The sequence below is a fragment of the Hankyongella ginsenosidimutans genome, from assembly GCF_005144965.1.
GTDB lineage: Bacteria > Pseudomonadota > Alphaproteobacteria > Sphingomonadales > Sphingomonadaceae > Hankyongella > Hankyongella ginsenosidimutans.
In genome coordinates this window covers 2,775,763-2,787,555 of sequence record NZ_CP039704.1, presented here as the reverse complement: position 1 = coordinate 2,787,555, position 11,793 = coordinate 2,775,763, and the positions used below count along the sequence as shown (strand labels likewise).

At 65.6% G+C, this 11,793-nt stretch carries 8 protein-coding genes and 5 pseudogenes; 5 read left to right on the top strand and 8 right to left on the bottom strand.

Going from position 1 to position 11,793, the window contains the following annotated elements; genetic code table 11:
• Nucleotides 1-358 precede the first annotated feature (358 nt).
• Nucleotides 359-1,357 carry a methyl-accepting chemotaxis protein gene (locus E6W36_RS16530; protein ID WP_222873317.1) on the top strand — a complete coding sequence of 333 codons (999 nt, stop codon included), beginning with the start codon at nt 359-361 and terminating at the stop codon, nt 1,355-1,357.
• Nucleotides 1,358-1,360: 3 nt separating this feature from the next.
• Here E6W36_RS16530 and E6W36_RS21190 read toward each other — a convergent pair.
• From E6W36_RS21190 to E6W36_RS16515, 3 pseudogenes are all read right to left on the bottom strand, one after another.
• Nucleotides 1,361-3,358: pseudogene (locus E6W36_RS21190) on the bottom strand (acetyl/propionyl/methylcrotonyl-CoA carboxylase subunit alpha).
• Nucleotides 3,351-4,141: pseudogene (locus tag E6W36_RS16520) on the bottom strand (enoyl-CoA hydratase-related protein). The pseudogenes E6W36_RS21190 and E6W36_RS16520 overlap by 8 nt, the downstream one beginning before the upstream one ends.
• Before the next feature lie 10 nt (nt 4,142-4,151).
• A pseudogene (locus E6W36_RS16515) lies at nt 4,152-5,753 on the bottom strand (carboxyl transferase domain-containing protein).
• 155 nt (nt 5,754-5,908) lie between these two features.
• Between E6W36_RS16515 and E6W36_RS16510 the strand changes: the two are divergent.
• Nucleotides 5,909-6,139, top strand: a complete 231-nt coding sequence (locus E6W36_RS16510) for a hypothetical protein (protein WP_222873316.1) — start codon at nt 5,909-5,911, stop codon at nt 6,137-6,139.
• Nucleotides 6,140-6,152: 13 nt separating this feature from the next.
• Here the strand turns inward: E6W36_RS16510 and E6W36_RS16505 are convergent, their stop codons facing one another.
• From E6W36_RS16505 to E6W36_RS22450, 3 genes and pseudogenes are all read right to left on the bottom strand, one after another.
• Complete coding sequence (locus tag E6W36_RS16505) at nt 6,153-6,530, bottom strand: hypothetical protein (RefSeq protein WP_222873315.1); 378 nt, start codon at nt 6,528-6,530, stop codon at nt 6,153-6,155.
• A complete protein-coding gene (locus E6W36_RS16500) occupies nt 6,497-6,865 on the bottom strand; it encodes an adenosylcobinamide-GDP ribazoletransferase (RefSeq protein WP_222873314.1) in 369 nt (122 codons plus the stop codon). The genes E6W36_RS16505 and E6W36_RS16500 overlap by 34 nt, the downstream gene beginning before the upstream one ends.
• A gap of 132 nt (nt 6,866-6,997) precedes the next feature.
• A pseudogene (locus E6W36_RS22450) lies at nt 6,998-7,789 on the bottom strand (3-hydroxybutyrate dehydrogenase).
• A gap of 242 nt (nt 7,790-8,031) precedes the next feature.
• Here E6W36_RS22450 and E6W36_RS16485 point away from each other — a divergent pair.
• The 3 genes from E6W36_RS16485 to E6W36_RS16475 are packed head-to-tail and all read left to right on the top strand — an operon-like array spanning nt 8,032 to nt 10,349.
• Nucleotides 8,032-9,258: a polyhydroxyalkanoate depolymerase gene (locus E6W36_RS16485; protein ID WP_222873313.1), complete on the top strand. Its 1,227-nt coding sequence runs from the start codon at nt 8,032-8,034 to the stop codon at nt 9,256-9,258.
• Nucleotides 9,259-9,276: 18 nt separating this feature from the next.
• Nucleotides 9,277-9,639 carry an SRPBCC family protein gene (locus tag E6W36_RS16480; protein WP_222873312.1) on the top strand — a complete coding sequence of 121 codons (363 nt, stop codon included), beginning with the start codon at nt 9,277-9,279 and terminating at the stop codon, nt 9,637-9,639.
• Complete coding sequence (locus E6W36_RS16475) at nt 9,630-10,349, top strand: hypothetical protein (protein WP_222873311.1); 720 nt, start codon at nt 9,630-9,632, stop codon at nt 10,347-10,349. Before E6W36_RS16480 ends, E6W36_RS16475 begins: the two co-directional genes overlap by 10 nt.
• Before the next feature lie 5 nt (nt 10,350-10,354).
• Here the strand turns inward: E6W36_RS16475 and hisI are convergent, their stop codons facing one another.
• Both hisI and folE read right to left on the bottom strand, forming a co-directional pair.
• Entirely contained in the window at nt 10,355-10,795 is a 441-nt protein-coding gene (gene hisI / locus E6W36_RS16470) for a phosphoribosyl-AMP cyclohydrolase (RefSeq protein ID WP_222873310.1), read from the bottom strand.
• Nucleotides 10,795-11,413: pseudogene (folE, locus tag E6W36_RS16465) on the bottom strand (GTP cyclohydrolase I FolE). Before folE ends, hisI begins: the two are co-directional and overlap by 1 nt.
• Nucleotides 11,414-11,793 lie beyond the last annotated feature (380 nt).

The following is an 11,793-nucleotide window of genomic DNA, read 5'->3' as shown; positions in this document are numbered from 1 at the left end:
GCAACGGGCGAGAGCGCCGATCTGCATAGCGCGCTGCAGGTTTATGCCGGCACGGCGGATTCGCTCTGGAAGACCACGGCACGCGAACTGGACCGGCTGCTCGCTTTGCGCATCGCCGGCTTTCAGTCCAGGCTCTACACCAACCTCGCGCTGGCGCTCGCCGGCGTGTTGCTGACAGTCTGGGTGTCCTTCCGTATCGGCGCGGTTATCAACGCATCGCTGTCGGCGCTGGTGTCGCGGCTTGGCCAGCTTTCGGAAGGCGACCTGACCAGCCCGGTCGCCTACACGCAGGACCGGCATGAGGTCGGTGCCATCGCTCGCGGTGTGCTGCTGTGCCGGGATAGCCTGGCCGCACAGAATGACCTGGAAGAAAGCCGAAGCCGAGCGGCAGGCGGCGCAGCAGCGCCTTGAGTCGACGATTGCCGAGGTCCGTGCCGAAAACCAGCGCCTGATGGACGCGGCCGCCGCTGAACAGGCGATCGCGCAGGAGCGGGAACGGGATACGATCCTGCGGCTGGTGCAGGAACTTGAAGAGTCGATCGGTTCGGCTGCGTCGTCGCTGAGCGCGTCGGCCGTGCAGCTGAATTCAGCCGCGGATGCGATGGCGCTCACGTCATCCTACACCCGTTCGGAAGCATGCGAGGCGACCAACGCCGCCATGGGCGCGGAAGACGGTGTCGCCAGCATCGCGCCGACCATCGGCGAACTGATGGGAGCGACGCAGGAAATCGCCCAGCAGGTGACACTGGCCGCTGAAGTCGCGAGCGATGCCGTCAACTGCGCGGCCGTCGCAGACAGGTGCGTGGATGGGCTGGTCGCATCGGCTGCGAAGATCGGCGAGATCGTCACCTTGATTGACGCTGTGGCGAGCCAGACCAACCTGCTGGCGCTCAACGCCACCATTGAGGCGGCGCGTGCCGGAGAAGCCGGCAAGGGCTTCGCTGTCGTCGCCTCGGAGGTCAAGGCGCTTGCCGGTCAGACCGCTGGGGCAACCCGGGACATCTCGGCGCAGATCGACGCGATCCGCGAGGCGACCAATCAGGCCGTCGTCTCGATCCGCGACATTATCGGCGCCGTCAACAAAGTGAGCGGCGCGTCCACCATGATCGCAGCCGCCATCGAGGAGCAGAGCGCTGCGATGGGCGAAATCAACCGCGCTGTCGAGCAGACTGTGGATGGCGCGCGGCAAGCGCGCACCAGGATCGCCACTGTCGACAACGCTGCGCTTGATACCCAGTCGGCCGCTACGCAGGTGATGACCGCCAGCCAGGAGGTCGGCACGCAGGCGCAGGCCCTGCGCGTGCAGCTGGATGCTTTCGTGTGCGGCCTGAAGCGGGCGCACGCCCAGCGAGCGTAAGTTTTACGCGTCCTGCGGAGCCGCCTCGATCTCGACCAGCAGGGTGCCGCCGGAAACCTGCGCGCCTTCTGCGGTATGCACGGCAGTCACCGTGCCGTCGACGGGCGCATCCAGCCGGTGCTCCATTTTCATCGCTTCCAGCACCAGCAGCCGGGCACCGCGCGAGACGCTCTGCCCCGGCTGAACGCCAAGCGACAACACGCGGCCCGGCATTGGCGCGCGGACGATACCATCGCCGCCATGCACCGATTCACTGTCGGTACCGGGCGGGCTGAGCAGAAACTGGAACATCTGCCCGCCCGAGCGCACCTCCACATGGCCGGGTGCGCACAGCACTGTGGCATGGATCAGGTCGCCGTCGAGGTCGGCGGAGAATTGCCGGTCGCCGGCCCAGCGGCCGCGCGCGCAGAGCGGCTTCTCCAAGCCATCGATGATCACGCCGGCGCCGTCGCTGGTCAACACAAGGGCGAAGCGCACGCCATCGGCGGCATAGAGGTCGATGCGGCGGCGACTCGGCAGGTTCAGTCGCCAGTCGCCCAGCGCCTCCCAGGGCGAGGATGCGGTGAGGCGCACTTTCGGGGTAGCGAGCGCCAGCGCCGCCAGCGCCGCCAGCCGTGGCGGTAAATCCGTTGCCGGGGCAAGGTCCGCCCGGTACCGCTCGATGAAACCAGTGTCGACATCGCCGGCGCGAAACGCCGGATGCCCGATCAGGCGGGCAAGGAAAGCGCGGTTGCTGCGCACGCCCTCAATCTCGGTCTCGTCCAGCGCGCCGATCAGCCGGTCGATCGCGGTCGCACGGTCCGGGCCATGGGCGATCAGCTTGGCGAGCATCGGGTCGTAGTGGATGCCGACCGTGCCGCCTTCCTCGATGCCACTGTCCACGCGCACGCCTGTACGGACGGCGGGCATGACCAGCCGGCTGAGCTTGCCGGTCGAGGGCAGAAAGCCGTTGTCGGGGTCTTCGGCATAGAGGCGCACCTCGACAGCCGTGCCGCGTTGCGGCACCTGATGCTGCAGCAGAGGCAGCGGCTCGCCGCGCGCGACCCGGATCTGCCATTCGACCAGATCCTGGCCGGTGATCATCTCGGTCACCGGGTGTTCGACCTGCAGGCGGGTGTTCATTTCCATGAAGTAGAACGGCGCGCCGTCCGCGCCCATGCCGTCCGCGACATCGACGATGAATTCCACCGTCCCCGCGCCGACATAGCCGATGGCGCGCGCCGCTGTGACCGCCGCTTCACCCATTGCCGTGCGCATGGCGTCCGGCAGGCCGGGGCAGGGGCTTCCTCGACCACCTTCTGGTGGCGGCGCTGCAGCGAACAATCCCGCTCGAACAGATGGATCGTGTTGCCATGGCTGTCGGCGAACACCTGCACTTCGACGTGGCGTGGCCGGGTGAGGTATTTCTCGATCAGGATGCCATCGTTGCCGAAGGCGCGCTCCGCTTCGCGCTTGGCGGCCAGCAGGGCGTCACTGAAGCCGCTGGCATCTTCCACCAGGCGCATACCCTTGCCGCCGCCGCCGGCGACCGCCTTGATGAGCATGGGGTATCCGATGGCCGACGCCGCCCGCGTCAACCGGTCGAGCGATTGGTCGTCGCCCTGGTAGCCCGGCACGATCGGCACGTTGGCCTGACGCATCAAGCGTTTGGCGGCATCCTTCAGGCCCATGGCGCGGATGGCGCTGGGCGGCGGCCCGATGAAGATCAGGCCGAAATCGGCGCAAGCCTGCGCGAAATCCGCGTTCTCCGACAGGAAGCCGTAGCCGGGGTGAACGGCGTCGGCACCCGTCTTGCGCGCGGCGTCGATCAGTCGGTCGACCAGAAGGTAGCTCTGGGCAGCGGGGGCGGGCCGATCAGCACGGCCTGGGTCGCCATGCGGACGTGGGGGCGTCCGCGTCGGCTTCGGAATAGACAGCGACCGTCTCCAGCCCCATGCGCTCGGCGGTGCGGATGATCCGGCAGGCGATCTCGCCCCGGTTGGCGATCAGGATTTTATGCATGGGTCATCCAGTCCGGCGGGCGTTTGCCGAGAAACGCCGCGATGCCTTCCTTGCCCTCGGCACTGGCGCGGCGGTGGGCAATGCGTTGTGAAGCATCCGCCTGCAGCTCGGGGCTGATCGCGCGGCCGGCGAAGTCCCGCACCAGCGCTTTGGCTTCAGTGATCGCACCCGGCGCGTTGGCCAGCAGCGTCTCGACCAGCGTCTCGACCCGCTGCTTCAGCGCCGCCTCATCATGCACAACCTCGTGCACAAGGCCGAAGCGGTGGGCGTCTTCGGCGGAGAAGCTCTCGGCGGTCAGGAAATAGCGCCGCGCCTGGCGTGCGCCGATCGCCTGCAGCACGAACGGGCTGATGGTCGCCGGAATCAGCCCGAGCTTGACTTCGACAGCCGGAAGGCGGCGCGCTCGGTGGCGATGGCGATGTCGGCGCAGGCGGCCAGCCCGACGCCGCCGCCATAGGCCGGGCCCTGCACTGCCGCGATCACCGGCTTGGGGCAGCGGTCTATGGTGTCGAGCATGGCCATCAGCGCGGTGGCATCGCGCAGGTTGTGCGCGTCGTCGTAGTGGGCCGCGCGCCGCATCCAGTCGAGGTCGGCACCGGCGCAGAAGCTCGCGCCATTCGACTGCAACACCACGACCCGCACCCGGCTCGAGGTGGCGATATCGGCGAAGGCGTCGGTCAGCGCGGCGATCAATTCCTCGTTGAAGGCGTTGTGCACGTCCGGGCGGTCGAGCGTCACATGCGCGACGCCGCGGTCGTCCTGTTGGTAGAGCAGCACGGTCATGGCGGCCTCCCTACATTCGGAACACGCCGTAGCGCGGCGGCGCGATCGGCGCGTTCATGGTGGCGGATAGCGACAGGCCCAGCACATCGCGGGTCGACGCCGGGTCGATCACGCCATCATCCCACAATCGGGCTGAGGCGTAAAACGGATGTCCCTCGGTTTCGTATTGCGCGCGGATCGGTGCCTTGAAGGCCTCTTCCTCCGCGCTGGTCCAGAGCCGCCGCGGGCCTCGATATTATCGCGCTTGACGGTCGCCAGCACGGTCGCCGCCTGCTCGCCGCCCATGACCGAGATACGGGCGTTCGGCCACATCCACAAGAAGCGCGGGCTGAATGCGCGTCCGCACATGCCGTAATTGCCGGCCCCGAACGAGCCGCCGATGATGACGGTGAGCTTGGGCACGCTGGAACAGGCGACGGCGGTGACCATCTTCGCGCCGTCCTTGGCGATGCCGTTGTTTTCATACTGGCGGCCGACCATGAAGCCGGTGATGTTCTGCAGGAACAGCAGCGGGATGCGCCGTTGGTTGCACAGTTCGATGAAGTGCGCGCCCTTCAGCGCCGACTCGCTGAACAGGATGCCGTTGTTGGCGACGATGCCGACCGGCCAGCCCCAGATGTGGGCAAAGCCGGTGACCAGAGTGGCGCCGTAGAGCGGCTTGAATTCGTCGAACACCGAACCATCGACCAGCCGGGCGATCACCTCGCGGACGTCGAACGGCTGGCGGGTGTCGGCGGGAATGATGCCGTAGAGATCCTGCGGGTCGAACAGCGGCTCGGCGACCGGCCGCTGCGCGATGGCCGGCTTGGGGCGGGGCAGGGTTGCGACCACCCGGCGGGCGATGTCGAGCGCATGCGCATCGTCTCGCGCCAGATGATCGACCACGCCGGAGGTGCGGGCGTGCACGGCACCGCCACCCAGGTCTTCCGCGCTGACGATCTCGCCTGTCGCCGCCTTCACCAGCGGTGGGCCACCAAGGAAGATGGTGCCTTGGTTCTCAACGATGATCGATCGTCCGACATCGCCGGCACATAGGCGCCGCCAGCCGTGCAACTGCCCATGACCACGGCGATCTGGGCGATGCCCTCGGCCGACAAGGTCGCCTGGTTGTAGAAGATGCGGCCGAAATGCTCCCGGTCCGGGAACACTTCATCCTGGTTCGGCAGGTTGGCGCCGCCGGAGTCGACAAGATAGACACAGGGCAGGCGGTTTTCGCGAGCGATCTCCTGTGCGCGCAGGTGCTTCTTGACGGTCAGCGGGTAATAGGTGCCGCCTTTGACGGTCGCATCGTTGCAGACGATGACGCAGGTCTGGCCGGCGATCTGGCCGAGGCCGGTGATGAGACCGGCGGCCGGCACGTCATCCTCGTAGACGCCGTTTGCGGCAAGCTGGGAGAATTCCAGAAACGCCGTGCCCGGGTCAAGCAGGCGCTCGACCCGGTCGCGCGGCAGCAGCTTGCCGCGCTCGACGTGCCGCGTGCGGGAAGCTTCGGGGCCCCTTGGGCGATGCGGGCGATCCGCTCCCGCAACGCATCCACCGCCGCCTGCATCGCGGCGGCGTTCTGCTGGAACTGCGGGTCGCTTTGGCTAACGCTATTGCCGATATGAGACATAATCCATCCCCGCATGCAGACTTAGACCCGCCTTTGCGGCCGGTCAACCGTACCTCTAGTGTCCCGAATCTGAAATCCGTTGCCCCAATATCAGGCGCGGTTGGATTTCAGATATGAGAAGGACACTAGGGTCAGGACTCATTAAGAATGAGGCCGTGGCGCTGGCGATTTTGGCGCGCAGGCAGGCGCGAGGGAGGCGAATATTGAACATATTCAACGACCGAGCAACAAACCTGCACGCCAAAAGCGCCGCGTCTGCGGATGGCGGCACGCGGGCGATCTGGTTCGTCGAAGCGCCTCACCGGGGCAAGCCCCGCTTTCGGCGCTTCTCCTGCCATCTCATCCCGCGTGCCGCCACCACGATCCTCGTTGTTAATGGGTCCTGACCCTTGCAGTTCTTCAGGAGATCAGGACCGCCGCGAAGGTAACCGCGGCCAGGGTGGCGGTCTCCGTCACCACGATCCCGGCGGAAACCAGCTCGGCGTCGTGACCGCCATGCACGGTCTTGAGGTAGTAACGCCAGCAGATGATCGCCGCAGGCGCCAGCAACATGGCTGGTTCCGCGATGCACGGCAACATGAGGAGGATCATCCAGCGCCCGGCGGTCGGCCAGTCCGCAGTCGGGCCGGTGTGCTCCCCGCCGCCCGTCGACAACGGCTTAAGCGAGGACATCCACATGATCGGACCAAAATGCGCCCAGGCCATGATGAGCGGCAGCCACCAGACCTTCTGGTTCAGCGCGATCAGCTCGAACAGCGCATATTGCGCCACCACCATGATCGCGACGCCGACGGTTGCGGCGCCGTTGACCGGCGGGTGCCGCCGCAGGCTTCCTTCAGGGTCGCATCCTGCCGGCTGATGACCATGGCCAAAGCCGACAGCAGCCGGCCTCCGGTCAGCAGCGCGCGCACGACCATGGCCATCAGCGCGGCGGCGACGAAATCGACGGAACTGAAGAAGGTGATAACGATCGCAAGCACGAGGCCGATTAGCGCCCCGACCACCGGGAACCATGCGGCGACGCCCGACTTCGGCTCCTGGTGATAGTCTACCGGCTGCCCGACCGGCAGGCGCGTCAGGTAGCGCACGGACTCCAGGAAGGTCCTCAGCATCGAAAGATATCCAGGCTCAGGCAGCCAACAGGGCTACTCAGTTCGATTTGCGCAAGTGACGGGCGCGGTCAAGATGGCGCTAGGGCGTAACGCCGCGAATTCGTGAAAAATCCGCGGTGTTACTGGCCCACGTCAGCGCGCGGTCCAGCCACCGTCCATGCTCAGTGCGGCACCTGTGGTGTTACGCCGGCGGCCGAGCAGAGAAACAGCACCAGTGCCGCCAGTTCCTCGGTTTTCACGAAGCGTTTGCTGGGCTGCGAGGCGAGGATGATATCCCGCACCACCTTGTCTTCGCTCATGTCGTTCGCCTTGGCCTGATCCTTGATCTGGCCGTCGACGAGCGGCGTGTGCACGAAGCCGGGGCAGATCGCATTGCAGGTGATCGCCGTTTCCGCCAGCTCCAGCGCCACGACCTTGGTCAGGCCGACCGCGCCGTGTTTGGCAGCGACATAGGCCGACTTGAAGGGCGATGCGACCAGGCCGTGCGCGGAGGCGATGTTGATGATCCGCCCCAGTTGCGCGCCTTCATGCCCGGCACGGCGGCCTTGATCGCGTGGAAGTTGGACGACAGGTTGATGGCGATGATCGCATCCCACTTCGCGTCCGGGAACTCCTCGATCGGCTTGACCGTCTGGATGCCAGCGTTGTTGACCAGGATGTCGACCGCGCCGAACGTCTTTTCCGCCTCGGCGATATAGGCGGCAACGGCCTCCCCTTCGACATGTCGGCGTCCGAGTAGGTCGCCTTGACGCGGTAATCCGACTCGATGCCGGCGCGGATCTTCTCAATCTCAGTGGCGTCGCCAAAGCCGTTGAGGGCGATGTTGCAGCCGGCGGCGGCAAGCGCGCGTGCAATCTCAAGGCCGATGCCGCTGGTCGAGCCCGTAATGGCGGCGACTTTTCCTTTCAACTGTGCGGGGTTCATGAGTTCCAAGGCGTTAAGAGCATCCGACATGATGGGTCTCCCTTCTGGGCGAGGTATCGATAACAGGCGCGGCGGGCGCAGCCGCGGAGATTTTCCCCGGATGTCTGATCGCGCAGGGTTAAGCCGGCTGCAAGATTATTCGGTGTAGGCTTGCGGCCAAGGAAAACGATGCTCACAGTACCCTCCGCGTCATGATCCGCTCCATGAGGGCCGGTACAAAAACGGGAAAAGGGCCAAAAGCCATGATCTATCAATATTACGACATCGGCCGTCGCGCGCTGGCCCAGGCGAGCCTTCTGGCCCGCGCCAGTTCTGCCGTACTGAGTCACCCGCTCAACCCGCTGGCCTACACGAATACCGGCAGCGTGGCGTCGGCGGCGCTGGATGTGTTCGCGCACTCGACTCATCCGTACGGCAAGCCCGAATTCGGCCTGGGGATGACGATGATCGACGGCAAGCCGGTGGCGATCACCGAAGAAATCGCCCTCGAGCGGCCGTTCGGCAATCTGCTGCACTTCCGGCGCGAAGTCGCGCGTCCTGACGATCCCAAGCTGCTGATCGTCGCACCCATGTCAGGACACTTCGCCACGCTGTTGCGCGGCACGGTCGAGCTGATGCTGCCGGACCACGACGTCTATATCACCGACTGGGCGGACGCGCGCATGGTGCCGCTCTGGGAAGGCTTGTTCGATCTCGACGACTACATTGATTACATCATGGCGTTTCTCGAGCATATCGGCCCGAATACGCACGTAATCGCCGTGTGCCAGCCTGCGGTGCCTAGTTTCGCGGCCACCGCCGTCATGAACGCGCAGGACCATCCGGCGGCGCCGGCGACCCTGACCATGATGGGCGGGCCGATCGATACCCGGGAAGGCGCGACCGAGGTCAACCATCTGGCTGAGAAGCGCCCGCTGGCCTGGTTCGAGAACAATGCGATCGCGACCGTCCCGGCCTATTATCCAGGCGCATTTCGCCGGGTCTATCCCGGCTTTCTGCAGCTTGCCGGCTTCATGAGCATGAACCTTGGCAACCACATGGTCAGCCACTGGAACATGTTCCAGCACCTGATCGCTGGCGACGATGAAAGCGCGGAAAGCACCAAGCGCTTCTATGAAGAATATCGCTCGGTCTGCGACATGACCGCCGAATTCTACCTGCAGACGGTGGAAGTGGTGTTCCAGCGTCATGCGCTGCCCAAGGGCGAATTCGAACACCGCGGTTCGCCGGTTGATCCCAGGGCGATTCGCCGCACGGCGCTGCTGGCGGTGGAGGGCGAGCGGGACGATATTTCGGGCGTTGGCCAGACCAGGGCGGCGCTGTCCCTTGCCGACACGCTGGATGCGGGCAAGAAACAATATTATCTTGCGGAAGGCGCAGGGCATTACGGCATCTTCAACGGCCGCCGCTGGCGCGATTACGTGGCGCCGACCGTCAAGGCGTTCATCCGCGCGCACCAACAGGGTTAAAGCGCGCTGGTCGCCCGCATGGGGCTTGACCGGACCCTGGGCTTGTGGTGCCAAGCGGGTAACGCAGGCTTCTCTGGGCGGCTGAACCATGAAAAGCTCGCAATCCGCGCTGGTATCGGCCTTGCTCTCCTGGTGCTTATGGTCGTCGGCGCGAGCTATGCGCTGCCGCGCATCGTGACCGTCGAACGCGCGGTGGTGGTCGGGCGCTCGCCGCCGATCCTCTACACCATGCTGGCCAGCAACCGCACCTATCGGCTCTGGGCCTGGTGGCCGGAGAAAAGTCCGCCCGAAGTCAGCTACGAAGCCGCTGATTACGGGGCCGGCGCGCGGCTGGTATGGCGGTCGGGAAAAGCCGGGGCTATCGCACCATCGTGGCGGTAACGCCAGGTCGGGCGGTGCAAGACGCGCTATCCTTCGACCGCCACGGCGAAGTCGCAAGCGACTATGCCCTCAGCCGCCACAAGAGCGGCGGAACCCAGGTGCTGTGGCGGATGCGCATCGATACCCGGTTCGATATCGTCAAGCGCTGGCGCGGCCTGCTCCTGCCCAAGACGATCGGCGCGCGGATGGACGAGGCGCTGGCGAAATTCAAGACGCTTGCTGAAATCATCCCCGATGCCGACATCGGCGATCTGGACATGCAGGTCGTGAGCGTCGCGGCGCGTTCGGTCGCCGCCGTCGCCTTGCCGCCGCCTGCGACCCTCGACCAGGACGAAGCGGCGCTGGTCGAGGCGATGGCCCGGGTCATGGCGTACCTAAACGAGCGTGGGCTGTATCCGGACAACGAGGGATATAAAATCGATGTGGACGCCAACACGCCAGCCGAGCAGTCGCTGGCAGGCGTTGCGATCCCGGACGGGATCGATCTGCCGGAGGGATCGGACATTGGCGCCGTGCGCACCTACAGCGGCCCGGCACTGCTGATCCGCGTGCGCGGCGGTGCCGACTCGATCCGTCGTGTGCGCCTGCGCGTCGGGTCCTTCATCCAGGCGGCGAACATGACGCAGGTCGCGCCCTCCTGGGAAGTGCGCAAGGCAGAGTTCGCGGAAATCTACATCCCGGTCAGCGGCACGCCGAAGGGTAGAGGCTGAGGCGATCACCCGCCGTAGACGGCGTCCGGATCGTAACTGGGCGCGTCGACGATGGTCAGCCGCGCGTCCGCCGCCGGGCCGCCGATCCCGACCACACGGTAAAAGCACGACGGATAACCGACATGGCATTGGCCGGGACCGTGCGCCTCGACATGCAGCACCACGGCGTCCTGGTCGCAGTCGATCCGCAGTTCGACGACCTTCTGCGTGTGGCCGGACGTCGCGCCCTTGTGCCAGAGCGCCTGGCGTGACCGCGACCAATAATGCGCCTCGCCCGTCTCTATCGTGCGCGCCAGCGCCTCCTGGTTCATGGCGGCGACCATCAGCACCCGGCCGCTGGCGGCATCGACGGCGACCGCCGTAATGAGGCCGCGCTCATCGAAACGCGGACTCAGCAGCGATCCGGTCTCGATCGCCGCCTTGTCCTCGATGTGGGCGAACGGCATCAGCCGCGGATCAGTTCAAGGAAGCGGCGCTCAAAGCGCTCTTCCCGGAACACGCCGGTGAAGCGGGTGGTGATGGTGGAAACATCCGGCTTGTGCACGCCGCGCATGGTCATGCACTGGTGTTTGGCGTCGATCAGGATCGCGACGCCGCGCGGCTGCAGCGCCTCTTCGATGGCGCGGGCGATCTGCGCGGTCATGGTCTCCTGTGTTTGCAGGCGCTTGGCAAAACCTCGACCGTGCGCGCCAGCTTGGAGATGCCGACGACGCGGCGGTCAGGCAGGTAGGCAAGGTGCGCCTTGCCAGGATCGGCACCATGTGGTGCTCGCAGTGGGACTCCAGCGCGATGTCGCGCAGCATGACGATATCGTCGTAGCCCTCCACCTCCTCGAAGGTTCGGGAGAGGATCGCCACCGGATCTTCGTCGTAGCCTGCGAAGAATTCCTCGTACGCCTTGGTGACGCGCCGTGGGGTGTCAACCAGCCCCTCGCGTTCCGGATTGTCGCCGGCCCAGCGGATCAGGGTGCGCACGGCTGCTTCGGCTTCCTGGCGGGTCGGCCGGGGAGCGGCAGGCGTATCGCCGTAGGCGGCAAGGGTTTTGGGGTCGCAGATGGCGTCCATATCGATTTTCCTCATCAGTCCCGCGACTGTCGCCAGCAGCGGGCAAGTTTTCATTTTACGCCATGATCCCGGACGCGGATTTCGTCCGTGCGCAGGAACAGGCAGAGAGCAGCGATAATCGCCGCGCGCAATGCTTAGACGAGGCCAAAGGCTGCCGGGGTTCGGCTGCGCCAGCCCATCCCGTCCCAAGCCCGGATCTTTGCGGAAAAACTGCGGCTTCCTGTTCGCCTCTGCTGCCAGATGGCTAACATAACACGCGAACGCTGATATTCCAGTAGGGGCGACGGTAGTGGGTTATTTTGAAATTTTGCCGCTCACCCTGAGCTGGACGAAGGGTTGAGCGGCTCGTGGTTCGTCAAGCTCACCACGAGCGGTTTATT